Source organism: Actinophytocola sp. KF-1 (assembly GCF_054661535.1).
The window spans coordinates 384,382-400,845 of sequence record NZ_BAAFVK010000007.1; the positions used below are offsets into that span (position 1 = coordinate 384,382).

Genomic DNA, 16,464 nt, shown 5'->3' on the forward strand with positions numbered 1-16,464 from the left:
TACACGAAACGTACAACTCGGTATGCCTAAGGGCGTGACTCGCGGGGCTCAGGCCAGGTTGTTCAGTGCGTCCTCGATGGCGCGGTGGAAGGTCGGGTAGGCGTAGATCATCTGGCGCAGCAGCTTCACCGGCACCTCGGCGTGCACGGCGACCACCAGGGCGCCCAGCACCTCGCCGCCGTTCGGGCCGACGGCGGACGCGCCGACGAGCACGCCGCGGTCGGCGTCCTCCACGACCTTGATGAACCCGTTGTTGCCGACCTTGTGGATGAACCCGCGCGACGAGTTCCGCAGTTCGGACACGCCGACGCGCACGTTCAGGCCCTTCTCGCGCGCGGCGGCCTCCGTCAGGCCGACCGAGCCGATCTCCGGGTCGGTGAACGTGACGTGCGGGGTGGCGCGGTAGTCCGCGACCTCGGCCTCCTCGCCGTCGGTGCCGAGGATGTCGGCCGCGGCGATCCTCGCCTGGTACATGGACATGTGCGTGAACGCGCCGTGGCCGGTGATGTCGCCGATCGCCCACAGGCCGTCGGCCGCGCGCATCCGCTCGTCGACGGTGACGCCGCGGGCGCTCTCGTCGAGACCGACGGCGCCGACGCCGAGCGCCTTCATGTCGGTCTTGCGGCCGGCGGCCACGAGCATGCGGTCGGCGGCGACGACCTCACCGTTGTCGAGCTTGACGTGGAACTGGCCGGACTCGTAGCTCACGCGCGCGGCGGCGAGCCCGGTGCGGACGGTGATGCCCTCGTCGGCGAACGCCTTCTCGAGCACCTCGCTGGACTCCGGCTCGTCGGCGGGGACCAGCCGGTCGGCGTGCTGGACGATGGTGACCTTGGCGCCGAACCGGGAGAACACCTGCGCGAGCTCGCAGCCGACCGGGCCGCCGCCGAGCACCACCAGCGACCCGGGCACCTCCTCGACGGTGACGGCGTCGCGGTTGGTCCAGTACGGCGTCTCGGCGAGCCCGTCGACCGGGGGCACGGCCGGGTCGGTGCCGGTGTTGAGCACGACACCGCGGCGGGCGGTGAACACCTGCTCGGTCCCGTCGGGAGTGGCGACGGTGACCTCGCGGGGCGCGGTGAGCCTGCCCCAGCCGCGCACGAAGGTGCCGCCCGCGGCCTCGAACCGCTCGACGGCGACGCGGTCGTCCCAGTTGTCGGTGGCCTCCTCGCGGATGCGGCGCGCGACGGGAGCCCAGTCCTGCGTGACGTCGGCGGCGCCGGCCAGCACGGGCACGCGGCGCGCCTCGCCGAGCGCGTCGGTGGCCCGGATCATCATCTTGGTCGGGATGCACGCGTAGTACGGGCACTCGCCCCCGACCAGCCGCCCGTCGACCGCGACGACGTCGAGCCCGGCCCGCGCGAGCCGCGCGCCGACGTCCTCCCCGCCGGGTCCCATCCCGACCACGACCACATCGACTTCCGGCATGAACCATCACTCCCACGGATCGGCTTCGGCTCCTCGCGCGGCGTTGACGATGCCGCATCCGGGCCCGGTCCGGCTAGTCGGGTCCCGACTTGACATGGGAGTGGAGTCCAAGGTTTACCGTCGGTCCCATGCGAGTGGCGGAACTGGCCGCGGCGGCGGGTGTGCCGCCGGACACCGTGCGGTACTACGAACGGACCGGCCTGCTGGCACCCCCGCCCCGCACCCCCGGCGGCTACCGGGCGTTCCCGGAGTCGGCCGTCGAGCGGTTGCGGTTCATCCAGGGGTGCCAGCGGCTCGGGCTGCGGTTGAGGGAGATCGGCGAGCTGCTGTCGCTCCGGGACACCGGCGAGTGCCCCTGCGAACCGGCCGGGGCACTGCTGCGCAGGCGCATCGCCGAGATCGACGAGGAGACCGCCCGGCTCGCCGCGTTGCGCGCGGACCTGGTCCGCATGGTCGGCTCGCTGCCCGACGACGGCCCGTGCCTCGATCCGGAGCCGGGCACCTGGTGCGCACCGGAGAAGGAGGTGACCGGATGTTGATCGACGACTGCTGCGACACGGACTGCTGCTCGGCAGGCTGCTGCTGAGCGCATGACGGTCACCGGCGAGGCGCCCGCCGGTGACGTCCCCTGTGGACACTCACGGCCCCGGTCCGGCCGCTGCCCTGCGCGGCGTCAGGGCGACCAGCGGAAGGCTGACCGCGGCCGAGCTTGGCGACCAGGCCAACCATGACCGCGAACGAGGCGAGGACGATCCCCGCGGTGACCGGCACCATGCCGAGCGCGGCGGGCCCCTCCCGGGCGGCCTCTCACCCCTGCCACGAACGCCCCCGGCCCGAACCGACACCCCGTCGCCGGGAACCTTCCCCGGCTATCCCAGCTGGTCGCGGCGGCGGGTCAGGTAGGCGGTCTCGGCGGTGTTGCCCGCCAGCTCGATCGCCCTGTCGTACGCCGCGCGCGACTGGTCGCTCCGGCCCAGCCTGCGCAGCAGGTCGGCGCGGGTCGCGTGGAACGGGTGGTAGCCGGCCAGCCGCTCCGCCAGGCGGTCGACGGCCGCCAGCGCCACCTCCGGGCCGTCGAGCTCGGCGAGGGCGACCGCCCGGTTGAGGGCGACGATCGGCGACGGGTCGACGTGGACGAGCTGGTCGTACAGGGCGAGGATCTGCGACCAGTCGGTGTCGCGGCTGTCGCGGGCCGACGTGTGCACGGCGTTGATCGCGGCGAGGATCTGGTACCGGCCCGGGGGCACGCCCGCGGCCGCGGCGGCGAGGCGTTCCCGCACCAGCCGGTGGCCCTCGGCGATCAGGCCCGCGTCCCAGGCGCCGCGGTCCTGCTCGTCGAGCGCGACCAGTTCGCCGCCCGCGACCCGGGCGGGGCGGCGCGCCTCGATGAGCAGCATCAGCGCCAGCAGCCCGGCCACCTCACCGTCGTCCGGCAGGAGGGCGCGGATCAGGCGGGTGAGCCGGATGGCCTCGGCGGTCAGGTCCTGGCGGATGGGGTCGGTGTCCGGCCCGGTGGCGAGGTAGCCCTCGTTGAACACGAGGTAGAGCACGCCGAGCACGCCCGAGACGCGGGCCGGGAGGTCCTCGGCGGACGGCACCCGGTAGGGGATGCGCGCCGCCTTGATCTTGGCCTTCGCGCGGGTGATCCGCTGGCCGACCGCGGTCTCGGCCACCAGGAACGCGCGGGCGATCTCGGGTACGGTCAGGCCGCCGACCATGCGCAGCGTCAACGCGAGGCGGGCCTCCACCGCCAGCGCCGGGTGGCAGCACGTGAAGATCAGCCGGAGCCGGTCGTCGTCGATGGCGCCCGGCGGCTCGGGTGGGTCGTCGTCGTACACCGTCCGAGCCTCCTTGTGCTTGTCGTCGCGCTTGTTCTCGCGCCGGAGCCGGTCGATGGCCTTGCGGTTCGCGGTGGTGGTCAGCCAGCCGCCCGGGTTGGGGGGCACGCCGTCCGCGGGCCACCGCTCGACGGCGATCGCGAACGCCTCGGCGGCCGCCTCCTCCGCGATGTCGAGGTCACCGAAGCGCCTGGTCAGGGCGGCCACCACCCGCGCCCACTCCTCGTGGTGGGCCCGGGTGACCGCCTCGTCGACGTCGTTCACAGGAACGGCCGCACCTCGAGCTTCCGGTCGCAGACCTTCGACGCCTCCCTGGCGAGTTCGAGCGCGACGTCCAGGTCGGGGACGTCCCACACCCAGACGCCGGCGAGGTACTCCTTCGACTCCACGAACGGCCCGTCGGTGAACACCGCCTGCTCGCCCCGGTTGTCGACGACCGTGGCGGCGGCCGTGTCCGCGAGGCCGCCCGCGAAGACCCAGTAGCCCTGCTCCATCAGCCGTTCGTTGAACGCGCTGATCTCGGGCTCCCGGTCCGTCCGGCCCGGGTTGTCCTTGTCGTCGATGACGGAAACCATGTAACGCATCCGAGGATCATCTCCTGTCGGTCGAAGGGGGTGCCGCACACCTCACCCCTGCCACGAACGCCGCCGCCCCGATCCGACACCGCCGGCGGAGAATTTCCTACCTTGGCCGCATGGCACACCTGGGACTCGTCGCGCTGCTCGTGCGTGACTACGACGAGGCGATCGGCTTCTTCACCGGCGCGCTCGGGTTCACCCTCCGGGAGGACCTGCCGCAGGGCGATGGCAAGCGCTGGGTCGTCGTCGACCCGCCGGGCGGGCAGACCGGGCTGCTGCTGGCGAAGGCCGTGGGTCCCGAGCAGGAGGCGCGGGTCGGCGACCAGCACGGCGGCCGGGTCGGGTTCTTCCTCAACGTCGACGACTTCGCCACCGCGCACGCGCGCATGACCTCGGCCGGGGTCCACTTCGAGGAGGAGCCCCGGCACGAGGTCTACGGCACGGTCGCGGTGTTCCGCGACCTCTACGGCAACCGGTGGGACCTGCTGCGGCTCACATGACGCGGGCGACGATCGCCTTCGTGTCCACTCCGGACGGCAGGGTGCCGAACGCGACGCCCCAGTCGCCGTCGAGGCGGGACGCGCAGAACGCGTCGGCCACCGCCGGGTGCCCGAACCGGACCAGGAGGGCGCCCTGCAGCGTCAGCGCCATCCGTTCCACCAGCCTGCGCGCGGACGCCTGGTCCGGGCCGGCCGCCAGGCGCTTGCGCACGTCGGCGATGGCCGAGTCGAGCCGCGCGTCGGCGCCCGCGGCCGCGTCCACCTCGGCGAGGAACGCCTCGGCGGTGCCCATGGCACGCAGCACGTCCAGCGCCGCGACGTTGCCGGAGCCCTCCCAGATGGAGTTCAGCGGCGCGTCCCGGTACAGCCTCGGCATGCCGGACTCCTCGACGTAACCGTTGCCGCCCAGGCACTCCAGCGCCTCCGACGCGTGCGCGGACGCCCGCTTGGTCAGCCAGTACTTGCTGACCGCGAGCCCGAGCCTGCGGAACGCGGCCTCGGACTCGTCGCCCGCCATGGCGCGGTCGGTCGCGCCCGCGAGGCGCATCGCGAGCGTCGTCGCGGCCTCGGACTCGACGGCCAGGTCGGCGAGCACGTTCGCCATCAGCGGCTGGTCGACCAGACGCGCGCCGAACGCGGACCGGTGCGTCGCGTGGTGGGTCGCCTGCACGACGCCGTACCGCATGCCGGCGGCGGCGCCGACGCAGCAGTCGAGCCGGGTCATGTTGACCATCTGGATGATCGTGCGGACGCCCTGGCCCTCGTCGCCGACCAGCCACGCGACCGCCTCGTCGTACTCGACCTCGGACGACGCGTTGGACCTGTTGCCCATCTTGTCCTTGAGCCGCTGCAGGTGCATGCGGTTGCGGGTGCCGTCGGGCAGCACGCGCGGCAGCAGGAAGCACGACAGCCCGCCGGGCGCCTGCGCGAGCACGAGGAACACGTCGCACATGGGCGCCGAGGTGAACCACTTGTGCCCGGTCAGCAGGTAGCTGCCGTCGGACCGCGGCACCGTCCGGGTGGTGTTGGCGCGGACGTCGGACCCGCCCTGCTTCTCGGTCATCGACATGCCCGCGGTGAGGCCGCGCTTGGTGTCCGGCACGCGCAGGCCGGGGTCGTAGGCGGTCGCCGCGAGCAGCGGCTCGTACTTCGCGGCGAGCGCCGGGTTGTGCCGCAGCGCCGGGACCACCGCGTACGTCATGGAGATCGGGCAGCCGTGACCCGCCTCGACCTGCGCCCACGTGTAGAACTTCGCCGCGCGCGCGGTGTGCGCGCCGGGCCGCTCGTCCCGCCACGGCGCGGCGTGCATGCCCCGCTCGACCGCGACGGTCATCAGCTCGTGGTAGACGGGGTGGTACTCGACCTCGTCGATCCGGTTGCCGTAGCGGTCGTGCGTGCGCAGGACCGGCGGGTAGGCGTTGGCGAGCCGTCCCCATTCCTGGGCCTGTTCGCTGCCCGCGAGCCTGCCCAGCTCGTGCAGTTCGTCCTCGGCCCAGCCCGCGCCGTGGCGGTGCAGCCCGTCGATGAGCGCCGCGTCGGCGGCGACGTCGTGCCCGACGAGCGGCGGGACCTGGTTCGTGACCACGTGTGTTGCCGGCATGGCAGAGATGTTACATTTCTTCGACATGCGATACCAGGGTGTAATGCGACCGTTGACGGCGCGGTCCGCGGTGCTGAGCACCCTGCTGGGCGCACACCCGCCGCGGCTGCCCGCGCGGAGCCTCGTGCGGGTCGGCGAGCTGTTCGGCATCGCGGAGGGCACGATCCGGGTCGCGCTGTCCCGGATGGTGGCGGCGGGCGACCTCGTGCAGGTCAACGGCGACTACCAGCTGACCCGCAGGCTGCGCGACCGCCAGGCCAGGCAGGACCAGAGCCGCTCCCCGTCGACGATCCCGTGGTCCGGCGAGTGGGAGATCGCGGTGGTGACCGCGGCCCGCCGTTCCGCGCCGGAACGCACCGCCTTCCGCACCGCGATGACCGAGCTGCGCCTGGCCGAGCTGCGCGAGGGCACGTGGCTGCGCCCGGCGAACCTCGTGCGCGAGCGGCCCGCGCCGGTGGTGGAGCAGTGCACGTTCCTCACCGGCCGCCCGGACTCCCCCGGCCTCGCCGCGACGCTGTGGGACCTCGACGGCTGGGCAGCGCACGCCCGCGAACTGGAGTCGGCGATGGCGGAGGCCACCGACCTGGCGTCGACGTTCATCCTGGCGGCCGCGGTGCTGCGGCACTTCCTCGCCGACCCGCTCCTGCCCGCGGAACTGCTCCCCGCCGGCTGGCCCGGCGCCCGCCTCCGCGCCCGCTACGAGGACTTCGACAGGCACTTCGTGACCACACTGCGCAAGCACATCGGCGTGGACTGATGGAATGGCGGACATGGAGTTGCGACCCGCCAGACCGGACGAGGCGGCCGTGCTCAGCGCACTCGCCCTGCGGTCCAAGGGACATTGGGGCTACGACGAGGAGTTCCTCGCCGCCTGCCGCGACGAGCTGACCATCCCGCCCGGCGAGGTCGAGGCCCGGCGCACCACGGTCGCCGAACTCGACGGCGTGGTCGTCGGCCACTACACGATCGACGGCGGGCCGCCCGTCGCCGAGCTGGGGCAGATGTTCGTCGAGCCCGCGCACATCGGGCGCGGGGTCGGGCGTGCGCTGTGGACGCACGCCGTCGGCCGGGCCCGCGCCGAGGGCATCCGCACGCTCACCATCGACGCCGACCCGTACGCCGAGGCGTTCTACCTCGCCATGGGCGCGACGCGCACCGGCGCCGTGCCGTCCGGGTCGATCCCAGGGCGGGTGCTGCCGCGACTCACGTTCGCGACGTCCGGCGGGTGACCGCGCAGGCAGGTAGCGTGCACATCGTGATCGGCTTGCCAGACCACGTCACCGCGTGCCTGTTCGACCTCGACGGTGTCCTCACCGGCACCGCCGCGCTGCACCGCGCGGCGTGGAAGGAGACGTTCGACCCGTTGCTGGCACAGCGCGGGCTCGCCGAGTTCACCGAGGCCGACTACAACAACTACGTCGACGGGCGGCCGCGCTTCGACGGCGTGCGGGCGTTCCTCGCCTCCCGCGGCATCGAGCTGCCGGACGGCCCGCCGGACGCGCCGCCGTCGGACGACACGGTCCAGGGCGTCGGCAACCGCAAGAACGTGCGGGTGCAGGAGATCATCGCCGAGCGCGGGGTCAACCCCTACCCCGGTTCGGTGCGGTACCTGGAGGCGGCCAAGTCGGCCGGGCTGCGGATCGGGGTCGTGACCTCCTCGGCCAACGGCAAGGCGGTGCTCGACGCCGCCGACCTGTCCAAGTACGTCGAGGCGAGGGTCGACGGCGTGGTGATCGCCGAGCGGAAGCTGCGCGGCAAGCCGGCGCCGGACTCGTTCGTCGCCGGCGCGGAGGCGCTCGGCACGGCCCCCGCCAACGCGGCCGTCTTCGAGGACGCCCTGTCCGGGGTGCAGGCGGGCAAGGCGGGCCACTTCGGGTTCGTCGTCGGCGTCGACCGGGTCGGGCAGACCGAGGAGCTGCGTGCCCACGGCGCGGACGTCGTCGTCACCGACCTCGCCCAGCTGCTGGAGGACTGAACGGATGCACGGCTTCCAGGTCGACCCGTGGCAGCTGCGCTGGAACACCCTCGACCTGCGCGCGCTGGAGCGGACCGAGTCGGTCTTCGCGTTGTCCAACGGGCACATCGGCATGCGCGGGTCGTTCGAGGAGGGTGAGCCGACCGGGCTGCCCGGCACCTACCTGAACGGCTTCTACGAACAGCACCCGCTCCCCTACGCCGAAGCGGGCTACGGCTACCCGGAGGACGGCCAGACGGTCGTCAACGTCACCGACGGCAAGATCATCCGGTTGCTGGTGCAGGACGAGCCGCTCGACATGCGGTACGGCCGCGCGGTCGAGCACCACCGCGTCCTCGACTTCCGGTCCGGCACGCTGCGCCGCGACACCGTGTGGGAGTCGCCGACCGGCAGGCGCGTCCGCGTGCGCACCGAGCGGCTGGTGTCGTTCACCCAGCGCGCGGTCGCCGCGATCCACTACGAGGTCGAGCCGCTCGACGGCGACGTGCAGCTCGTCGTGCAGTCCGACCTGCTCGCGAACGAGCCGATCGAGTCCGCGTCGAAGGACCCGCGGGTCGCCGCCACCCTCAACGCGCCGCTCGTCGCGGAGGACGCGTACGCGCAGGACTACCACGCCGTACTGGTGCACCACACCCGGAAGTCGGGGCTGCGGGTGGCGGCCGCCATGGACCACGAGCTGGCGACCGACGACGGGCTGCGCTGCGACATCCAGGCCGCCGAGGACCTGGCCCGGCTGACCGCGGCGGTCGACGTGCCCGTCGGGTCGTGCCTGCGGGTCACCAAGTACGTCGCCTACGGCTGGTCGGCGCGCCGGTCCGCGCCCGCGCTGCGCGCGCAGGTCGACGCCGCGCTGTCCGGCGCCCGCCAGACCGGCTGGGAGGGCCTGCTCGCCGAGCAGCGCGCGTACCTCGACGACTTCTGGGCCACCGCGGACGTCGAGATCGAGGGCGACCCGGAGCTGCAGCAGGCGGTGCGGTTCGCGTTGTTCCACGTCCTGCAGGCAGGCGCCCGCGGCGAGTCCCGCGCTATCCCCGCCAAGGGCCTCACCGGTCCCGGCTACGACGGGCATTCCTTCTGGGACAGCGAGACCTTCGTGCTGCCGGTGCTCACCTACACCGTGCCGGAGTCCGCCCGCGACGCGTTGCGCTGGCGGCACTCCACGCTCGACAAGGCCCGCGAGCGCGCGCAGGCGCTGGGGCTGGGCGGCGCCGCGTTCCCGTGGCGGTCGATCAACGGCGCCGAGTGCTCGGCGTACTGGCCGGCGGGCACGGCCGCGTTCCACGTGTCGGCGGACGTCGCCGACGCGGTCGTCCGCTACCTCGCCGCCACCGACGACGCGGACTTCGAACGCGACCACGGCGCGGAGATCCTGGTGGAGACGGCGCGGCTGTGGTGCTCGCTCGGGCACCACGACCTGCACGGCGGGTTCCGCATCGACGGCGTGACCGGACCGGACGAGTACTCCGCGGTCGTGGACAACAACGTCTACACGAACCTGATGGCGCAGCGGAACCTGCGCGAGGCGGCCGCGGTGTGCGAGCGGCAGCCGGCGGTGGCGGAGCGGCTCGGGGTCACGCCGGAGCAGGTGACGGCGTGGCGCGAGGCCGCGGAGAAGATGGTGATCCCCTACGACGAGATGCTCGGCGTGCACCCGCAGTCGGAGCGGTTCACCGAGCACGCGCGGTGGGACTTCGAGAACACGCCGCAGGAGCACTACCCGCTGCTGCTGCACTACCCGTACTTCGACCTGTACCGCAAGCAGGTCGTGAAGCAGGCGGACCTCGTGATGGCCATGTACACGCGGGGCGACCACTTCACGTTCGAGCAGAAGGTCCGCAACGTCGACTACTACGAGCCGCTGACCGTGCGGGACTCGTCGCTGTCGGCGTGCGTGCAGGCGGTGATGGCGGCCGAGGTCGGCTACCTCGACCTCGCGTACGACTACTTCGCCGAGGCGGCGCTGACCGACCTGCACGACCTGCACAACAACGTGCGCAACGGCCTGCACATCGCGTCGCTCGCCGGTGCGTGGACGGTGGCGGTCGCGGGGTTCGGCGGCATGCGCGACCACGACCGGTCGCTCAGCTTCGCGCCGCGGCTGCCGCGGGCGCTGACCAGGCTCGCGTTCCGCCTCACGTACCGGGACAGCAGGTTCTCGGTGGAGATCGGCCAGGACAGCGCGGCGTACACGCTGCTGGAAGGGCCGTCGCTGACGGTCCGGCACCACGGCGAGGGGGTACCGCTGGCGCTCGGCGCCGTCGAGCGGCGGCCCATCCCGGCGCTCACGAGCAAGGAAGCGCCGGGCCAGCCGCGTGGCCGTGCGCCGCGGCGGCGCACGCCGAAGTTCTAGAGGAGCACCACTTCCTTCGTGCCGTCGGGACCTGCCAACAGGAGCTGCTCGCCACGTTCGCGTACCGCGCGGTAGACGAAGTCGCCGTAGCCGACCAGCCGGCGCAGTGCCTCGGTGAGGGTCACGCCCTCGCGCTCGATGACGTACTCGAGCGCGCGGACCATCTCCGGTGAGATCGCCACGTTGATCCGCTTCGGCTCGGTGGTGAGGCGGCCGTGGGGAGCTTCCTCGACGTCCGGGCGGTTACCCAGCATGACCACATCACTTCCTCTGTCGGCCCCGGTTCGACAAGTTTGGCACGGTGCATACACATAAGCAACAGGGTCTACCCACACGATCACCGTTGTTTATGTGGCAATCAGGAGTTACTCTGCTCTGTAGAGTGCATGTTCGCACAGCGAACGCCCCACTCCGGCCCCACGAAGGAACGGCGTCATGCAGGACACGAGCCCCGCGGCCAGGACGCCGCGCGACGACGAGCCGGTGCCCGGCCGCGTCGCCGACGGTGACACCTGCGCGGCGGTCACGTGGTACGAGGAAGGTGGCGATCCGCCCGCCGACGAGCCACTGATCGCGTTGATCCCGCTCCCGGACCTGTCATGATCCGCAGGAACCGGCCGGGCGAGGTCACCGCCGACGGCACGTGGGTGGACCGGTCGCCGCCGGGCAACCGGGAGCTGATCGCGCGCGGCCGCGAGCTGGAGCTGCGCGAGCGCCAGGCCGAGATGGAGGCGAAGAAGGCCGCGCGGCGCCACTACCTGCGCATGCAGAAGTGGGTGCTGATCGGCGTCGGCGCGCTGATACTGCTCACGATCCTCACGCTGGTGGTGGGCTTGTGGGTCGGCGCGCTGTCGCCGTCGCTCGCCACGGAGCTGGCCCGCACCATGCTGCCCATCCTGCTCGGCGCGGCCGCCACGATCGTCGGCGCCTTCTTCGGCGCCGGCGCGAACATCAATCCGAACCGGTTCGACCGGGACCAGTGACGCCGGGGCGGACGGGGACGAGCAGGATGAGCGGCGTGTCGGCGGGCGGCTCGTACCCGGTCTCGAACCACGTGCCGTCCAGGGGTTCGAGACCGCTGACGCGCCACGGCGGTCGCTCCGCGTGCCGTCGGTACGCGGCGGAGCTGGTGTCAGGCATGTGTTTCGCGCCTCCCGGCGGACCGTCGGTGCAGGTCAGCACGGCCGGCCCACCTTGAGCGTAACCCTGCGGAGACAGTATGACAACACTCTGTAAGTGTCGATTACGTGTAGTCGGCGTGTTGCATCCGCGCCAGCAACGCACATACACTTAACCCGATTGCCCCAACCCATGCAAACAGGATGTGACCATGACAGCCAAGGGCGCGCCGACCGGACCCGCAGGACAGCAGACCACCGCCAAAGCCGAGCCGAAGCGGATCAATGTCGCGGTGTCGCCGGATACTGTGCGTGCCCTGGAGAACGTCATCGAGCGGGAGGGCGTCACGCTGACCGAGGCGCTCCGCAGGCTGATCGGGTACGGGGACTTCGTGTACCGCGCGGTCCGGGAGAACCGCGAACAACTGATCGTCAAGGGCGACGAGGGTTCCCGGGAGGTCGTACTCCTCTGACGGTGGCGAGGCGTGGCAAGCGGGTTCCGCTGAGGTGGACCCGCTTTTCTTCTGTGCGCTGACTATCCGCCGACACTCGGCAGAGCGATGAAGGACCCCTTCCGCACACGCCCGGTGTGCGGAAGGGGCCCTTCGTCGCGTTTGGACTACTCGGTCGCGAAGCTCGCACCCAAAATCCGCCAGACAAAGCACCGACCGTCAAACCCCCGACCACCGCCAGCACAGCCCCCACGTCCTGAACGGTCCGTTCAGGACGCCACCACGCGGGAACGGTGCCCCGAACGGCACACAGCCCCTGTCCTGAAAGCGCCCTTCCAACGGGAACAGCCCCGAACGGCGCTTCCAGGCACCCAACGCGCCTTCCAGAACAGCCGCTACTCGGTCGCGAAGCTCGTGCCCAGGGCCTGCCAGTCGAGCACCGGTGCGGCCAGGTCGCGGATCGTGGCCAGCAGGCCCAGTCGGGCCGCTCGCACGTCGGCGTCCTCGGCCATCACCAGGATGTCGTCGAAGAACGTGTTGATGGGCTCGGTCAGCGGGGTCGCCGCCAGCACGAAGTCCGCCAGTGCCGGGGTGGCCATCGCGTCCTTCGCCGTCACCAGGTCCCGGTGCAGTGCCGCCTCCGCGGGCTCGGTCAGCTTCGCCGGGTCGTACGCCGCCGCCGTGTCGGCGGGCACGATGCGGCGGACGCGCTGCAGTGCCGCCACCAGACCCGCGAACTCCGCGTCGCCGACCCGCTGCTCGATCTCGCGCAGCGTGGCCTCCGCCGCCGCCGGGGCGTCCGCCAGCGGCAGGACCGCCGCGACGTGCCGGTGGTCGTGGCCCGCGTCGAGCAGCTGCTGCTCGTAGCGGCGCACCACGAACTCCGCCACCTCCGCGAGGGTCTCCTCCCGCACCTCGATGCCCTGCGCCCGCACGTGCTCCGCCGCCGTCGCCAGGCCGCGGGACAGCGTGATGTCCGACAGCGCCGGGTGCGCCCGCAGGATCGCGATCACGCCCGCCGCCGCGCGGCGCAGGCCGAACGGGTCCGAGCTGCCGGTCGGGGCCGCGCCCACGGCGAACAGGCCCACCAGCATGTCGAAGCGGTCGGCCAGCGCCAGCACCGCGCCGGGGACCGTGGCCGGCGGCCGGTCGGCCGACGACCGAGGGCGCTCCATGTCGAACAGCGCCTCGGCCACGGCCTGCGGCTCGCCGGAGCGGGCCGCGTACTCGCGGGCCATCACCCCCGCCAGGCTCGTCAGCTCGATGACCATCTGGGACGCCAGGTCGAACTTCGCCAGCGCGGCCGCCCGGTCCAACGTGGACCGGTCCGCATCGGACAGCCCGGTGCCCAGATCCCCCGCCACGGCGGCGATCCGCGCCGCCCGGTCGGCCATCGACCCGAGCTTCTCCTCGAACGCCAGGCGGCCGAGGCCCGCCTTCATGGTCTCCGGCGCCACCTTCAGGTCCGCGCGCCAGAAGAAGCTCGCGTCCTCGTAGCGGGCCCGCAGCACCGCCTCGTTGCCCGCGCGGACGGCGTCCTGGTCGCACGCCCCGTTCGCGACCGCCACGAAGTGCGGCAGCAGCTCACCGGAAGCCGTGCGGACCGGCAGGTAGCGCTGGTGCTTGCGCATGACCGTCGTCAGGATCTCCTGCGGCAGCTCCAGGTACGTCTCGGAGAAGCTGCCCAGGATGGCGTTCGGTTCCTCGACCAGGTTCGTGATCTCGTCGATGAGCCCGGCCTCGGCCTGCTCGTCGATCGTGCCGCCGACCGTGGCCGCCAGCTCGCGGGCGGCCGTCAGGATCAGCTCGCGGCGCGCGGACGTCGATGCCGTGATGCCGTGCCCGGCCAGGAAGTCCAGGTAGCCGGCGGCCGACGGGACGGTGACGACCGGCTCGGCGGCCGTGCGGTGGACGCGGGTGGTGCGCCCGGCGGCGAGCGACGACGCCGTCACCGGGACCTCCTCCTCGCCCAGCAGCGCGGTCAGCCAGCGGACCGGTCGCGTGAACGACAGCTTCCGGTCGTTCCAGCGCATGTTCTTGTCAGCCCGCAGCTCGGCGACGACCTCGCCGAGCACGCCGCTCAGCACCTCGAGCGCGCCGCGGCCGAGGTCGGTCTTCGTGACGCCGACGTACTCGACGCCGTCCTGCTCGACCCGCTCCAGTGCCGACGGGTCGATCTTCTGACCGCGGGCGAAGCCCTGCGCCGCCTTCGTCGGCTCGCCGTTCGCGTCGAACGCCGCCGACGCGCGCGGGCCGCGGACGAACCGCTCCGCGTCCGGCTCGCGCGGCGCCACGGCGTCGACCAGCACCACGATGCGGCGCGGGGTCGCGTGGGCCACCACGTCACCGTGGTCGAGGCGGGTGCCGGCCAGCTTCGACGCCACCGCCGCGCGGACCGCCTCGGCGCTGCGGGTCACCTCGTGCGGCGGCAGTTCCTCGGTGCCGATCTCGAACAGCAGCGGCGCCGGGGCCGTGACCTCGGCGAACTCCGCGGGCGCCGGTGCCGCGTCCGGCAGCACGGACAGGCCGAGCGGGTGCCCCAGCTCCTCGCGGCGCTCCGCCCACAGCGCCGACACCTCGCGGGCGAGGCCACGCATCCGCGCGAACGCCTTCGCGCGCTCGGTGGTGGACACCGCGCCGCGCGAGTCGAGCACGTTGAACGTGTGCGAGCACTTGAGCACGTGCAGGTGGGCGGGCACGGGCAGGCGCGCGTCCAGCATGCGGCGCGCCTCGTCGGCGTAGTCCTCGAACAGCCGCTTCTGCGTCTCGACGTCGGCGTCGTCGAGGTAGAAGCGGCTCATCTCGTACTCGGCCTGGCCGAACGCCTCGCCGTAGGTGATGCCGGGGGCGTACTGGATGTCCTTGAAGTGGCTCACGCCCTGCAGCGCCATGATGATGCGCTCGACGCCGTAGGTGATCTCCACCGACACCGGGTCGAGGCTCATGCCGCCGGCCTGCTGGAAGTACGTGAACTGGGTGATCTCCAGCCCGTCGAGCCAGACCTCCCAGCCGAGGCCCCAGGAGCCGGTCGCCGGATTGGCCCAGTTGTCCTCGACGAAGCGGATGTCGTGGGCCTCGATGTCGATGCCCAGCGCCGTGAGGCTCTGCAGGTACTGCTCCTGCGGGTCGCCCGGGTCGGGCTTGAGGATGACCTGGAACTGGGTGTGCGTCTGCAGCCGGTTGGGGTTCTCGCCGTACCGGGAGTCGTCGGGCCGCACGCTGGGCTCGACGTATGCCACCCGCCACGGCTCCGGACCGAGCACGCGCAGGATGGTCGCCGGGTTGAGCGTGCCTGCACCGACCTCGGTGTTGAACGGTTGCACGATCATGCAACCCCGGTCGGTCCAGTACTTGGTCAAGGCGAGCAACGCGTCCTGCATGGTCAGCACCCACAAAACCCTAATGACCGGCGCTTCGGGAAGACTGGGCGGGTGCCTCGATGGCTGGTGGTGGGCGCGACGGCGGTCGTCGTCGTGGTGGTCGTCGTGCTCGCGCTCGCGTACGTCTTCCAGCGCAGCCTGATCTACCTGCCGTCGAGCGGCCCGGTGCCACCCGCCGCCCAGGTGCTGCCCGGTGCCCGCGACGTGCGGCTGACCACCGCCGACGGGCTCACGCTCGGTGCGTGGCACGTCCCGCCGGCCGACCCTGACCTGGGGTTCACCGTGCTGGTGGCGAACGGCAACGGCGGCGACCGGTCACATCGGACCGAGCTGGCCGCGGCACTGCGCGCCGAGGGCTTCTCCGTACTGCTGTTCGACTACCGCGGCTACGGCGGCAACCCCGGCGACCCGTCGCAGGAGGGGCTCGCGCTGGACGTACGTGCGGCGCGCGCGTACCTGGTGGACCGGGGCGTGCCGCAGGACCGGCTGGTCTACTTCGGCGACAGCCTCGGCGGGGCCGTGGTCACCGAGCTGGCGGTCGAGCACCCGCCCGCCGGGCTGCTGCTGCGGTCACCGTTCACGGAGCTGGCCGACACCGCGGCCGAGCACTACCCGTTCCTGCCCGTGCGCATGCTGTTGCGGGACCGGTTCCCCGTGGTCGAGCTGGTGCGGAGGCTCGACGTGCCGGTCACGGTGGTGTACTCGCCCGCCGACGAGGTGGTGCCGCCGGACCAGAGCCGGGCGGTCGCGTCGGCCGCCCGCGACGGGGACCTGGTGGAGATACCGGGCGCCGACCACAACGACCCGGTCCTGCTGGCCGGGTCGGATGTGGTCGGCGCGATGGTCGCGCTGGTCAGCTCGCGTCGCTGACCTGCAGTTTCTTCCGGTGGGCGTAGGCGGCGCGGCGCTCGGACTCGTCGAGGCCGCCCCAGATGCCGTAGGGCTCGTACACGGTCAGCGCGTGGTGGCGGCACTCGACGATCACCGGGCAGGTCCGGCAGATCTCCTTGGCCCGTGCCACCCGTTCCTCCCGCGCCTGGCCGCGTTCCGCCCTGGGGTGGAAGAACATGTCGCTGTTGCGGCCGCGGCACGCGGCAAGGCGCTGCCAGTCCCACGTTTCGGAGATCGGACCGGGCAGCCGGGAGACGTCCACCATGGCTGGCTCCTCCATACCTTCGCGCTTGACCTGTTCGCGGGGGTGGTACCCGGGTGGTTCACGAAGCAAACTTCGTGTCGCGAAAGTCG

The 16,464-nt window shown here is 72.3% G+C and carries 18 protein-coding genes; 10 read left to right on the plus strand and 8 right to left on the minus strand.

The genetic code is table 11. The features are described 5' to 3' along the window. Window positions 1-48: 48 nt before the first annotated feature. Complete coding sequence (locus ACYQ77_RS23325) at window positions 49-1,428, minus strand: dihydrolipoyl dehydrogenase family protein (RefSeq protein ID WP_459714686.1); 1,380 nt, start codon at window positions 1,426-1,428, stop codon at window positions 49-51. A 128-nt stretch (window positions 1,429-1,556) separates the two neighbouring features. Here ACYQ77_RS23325 and ACYQ77_RS23330 point away from each other — a divergent pair, with 128 nt between their 5' ends. Beyond that, complete coding sequence (locus ACYQ77_RS23330; RefSeq protein ID WP_459714688.1) at window positions 1,557-1,967, plus strand: heavy metal-responsive transcriptional regulator; 411 nt, start codon at window positions 1,557-1,559, stop codon at window positions 1,965-1,967. Between the two features lie 330 nt (window positions 1,968-2,297). On the opposite strand, the gene ACYQ77_RS23335 is transcribed toward ACYQ77_RS23330, so the two are convergent. After that, complete coding sequence (locus ACYQ77_RS23335) at window positions 2,298-3,530, minus strand: RNA polymerase sigma factor (RefSeq protein WP_459714690.1); 1,233 nt, start codon at window positions 3,528-3,530, stop codon at window positions 2,298-2,300. Continuing rightward, window positions 3,527-3,850 (minus strand): YciI family protein, encoded by a 324-nt coding sequence (locus ACYQ77_RS23340; protein WP_459714692.1) that lies wholly within the window; start codon window positions 3,848-3,850, stop codon window positions 3,527-3,529. The genes ACYQ77_RS23335 and ACYQ77_RS23340 overlap by 4 nt, the downstream gene beginning before the upstream one ends. 110 nt (window positions 3,851-3,960) lie before the next feature. On the opposite strand from ACYQ77_RS23340, the gene ACYQ77_RS23345 reads away from it, so the two are divergent. Beyond that, window positions 3,961-4,344: a VOC family protein gene (locus tag ACYQ77_RS23345; RefSeq protein ID WP_459714694.1), complete on the plus strand. Its 384-nt coding sequence runs from the start codon at window positions 3,961-3,963 to the stop codon at window positions 4,342-4,344. Here the strand turns inward: ACYQ77_RS23345 and ACYQ77_RS23350 are convergent. Next, window positions 4,337-5,944: an acyl-CoA dehydrogenase family protein gene (locus tag ACYQ77_RS23350; RefSeq protein ID WP_459714696.1), complete on the minus strand. Its 1,608-nt coding sequence runs from the start codon at window positions 5,942-5,944 to the stop codon at window positions 4,337-4,339. The two genes, ACYQ77_RS23345 and ACYQ77_RS23350, sit on opposite strands and share 8 nt — an antisense overlap. A 43-nt stretch (window positions 5,945-5,987) precedes the next feature. On the opposite strand from ACYQ77_RS23350, the gene ACYQ77_RS23355 reads away from it, so the two are divergent. The 4 genes from ACYQ77_RS23355 to ACYQ77_RS23370 are packed head-to-tail and all read left to right on the plus strand — an operon-like array spanning window position 5,988 to window position 10,269. Beyond that, window positions 5,988-6,701 carry a PaaX family transcriptional regulator C-terminal domain-containing protein gene (locus tag ACYQ77_RS23355; protein ID WP_459714697.1) on the plus strand — a complete coding sequence of 238 codons (714 nt, stop codon included), beginning with the start codon at window positions 5,988-5,990 and terminating at the stop codon, window positions 6,699-6,701. Window positions 6,702-6,714: 13 nt separating this feature from the next. Beyond that, window positions 6,715-7,173, plus strand: a complete 459-nt coding sequence (locus ACYQ77_RS23360) for a GNAT family N-acetyltransferase (protein WP_459714699.1) — start codon at window positions 6,715-6,717, stop codon at window positions 7,171-7,173. Between the two features lie 26 nt (window positions 7,174-7,199). Then, window positions 7,200-7,919 carry an HAD family hydrolase gene (locus tag ACYQ77_RS23365; RefSeq protein ID WP_459714701.1) on the plus strand — a complete coding sequence of 240 codons (720 nt, stop codon included), beginning with the start codon at window positions 7,200-7,202 and terminating at the stop codon, window positions 7,917-7,919. A 4-nt stretch (window positions 7,920-7,923) separates the two neighbouring features. Then, a complete protein-coding gene (locus ACYQ77_RS23370; protein ID WP_459714703.1) occupies window positions 7,924-10,269 on the plus strand; it encodes a glycoside hydrolase family 65 protein in 2,346 nt (781 codons plus the stop codon). On the opposite strand, the gene ACYQ77_RS23375 is transcribed toward ACYQ77_RS23370, so the two are convergent. Next, window positions 10,266-10,523: a hypothetical protein gene (locus ACYQ77_RS23375; RefSeq protein ID WP_459714705.1), complete on the minus strand. Its 258-nt coding sequence runs from the start codon at window positions 10,521-10,523 to the stop codon at window positions 10,266-10,268. The genes ACYQ77_RS23370 and ACYQ77_RS23375 overlap by 4 nt on opposite strands. 181 nt (window positions 10,524-10,704) lie before the next feature. On the opposite strand from ACYQ77_RS23375, the gene ACYQ77_RS23380 reads away from it, so the two are divergent. Together ACYQ77_RS23380 and ACYQ77_RS23385 are read left to right on the plus strand one after the other, a co-directional pair. Then, window positions 10,705-10,872: a hypothetical protein gene (locus ACYQ77_RS23380; RefSeq protein WP_459714707.1), complete on the plus strand. Its 168-nt coding sequence runs from the start codon at window positions 10,705-10,707 to the stop codon at window positions 10,870-10,872. Further along, complete coding sequence (locus ACYQ77_RS23385) at window positions 10,869-11,252, plus strand: hypothetical protein (RefSeq protein WP_459714709.1); 384 nt, start codon at window positions 10,869-10,871, stop codon at window positions 11,250-11,252. The genes ACYQ77_RS23380 and ACYQ77_RS23385 overlap by 4 nt, the downstream gene beginning before the upstream one ends. Here ACYQ77_RS23385 and ACYQ77_RS23390 read toward each other — a convergent pair. Next, the gene (locus ACYQ77_RS23390; protein WP_459714711.1) at window positions 11,221-11,409 is read right to left on the minus strand and encodes a hypothetical protein; all 189 of its coding nucleotides are present in this window, start codon (window positions 11,407-11,409) and stop codon (window positions 11,221-11,223) included. The two genes, ACYQ77_RS23385 and ACYQ77_RS23390, sit on opposite strands and share 32 nt — an antisense overlap. Before the next feature lie 190 nt (window positions 11,410-11,599). Here ACYQ77_RS23390 and ACYQ77_RS23395 point away from each other — a divergent pair, with 190 nt between their 5' ends. Further along, window positions 11,600-11,860: a ribbon-helix-helix domain-containing protein gene (locus tag ACYQ77_RS23395; protein ID WP_459714713.1), complete on the plus strand. Its 261-nt coding sequence runs from the start codon at window positions 11,600-11,602 to the stop codon at window positions 11,858-11,860. A 374-nt stretch (window positions 11,861-12,234) separates the two neighbouring features. On the opposite strand, the gene ACYQ77_RS23400 is transcribed toward ACYQ77_RS23395, so the two are convergent. Next, complete coding sequence (locus ACYQ77_RS23400) at window positions 12,235-15,219, minus strand: glycine--tRNA ligase (RefSeq protein WP_459714914.1); 2,985 nt, start codon at window positions 15,217-15,219, stop codon at window positions 12,235-12,237. 51 nt (window positions 15,220-15,270) lie between these two features. Between ACYQ77_RS23400 and ACYQ77_RS23405 the strand changes: the two genes are divergently transcribed. Next, the gene (locus ACYQ77_RS23405) at window positions 15,271-16,089 is read left to right on the plus strand and encodes an alpha/beta hydrolase (protein ID WP_459714716.1); all 819 of its coding nucleotides are present in this window, start codon (window positions 15,271-15,273) and stop codon (window positions 16,087-16,089) included. Here the strand turns inward: ACYQ77_RS23405 and ACYQ77_RS23410 are convergent. After that, window positions 16,073-16,375: a WhiB family transcriptional regulator gene (locus ACYQ77_RS23410; protein WP_459714718.1), complete on the minus strand. Its 303-nt coding sequence runs from the start codon at window positions 16,373-16,375 to the stop codon at window positions 16,073-16,075. The genes ACYQ77_RS23405 and ACYQ77_RS23410 overlap by 17 nt on opposite strands. Window positions 16,376-16,464: the final 89 nt, after the last annotated feature.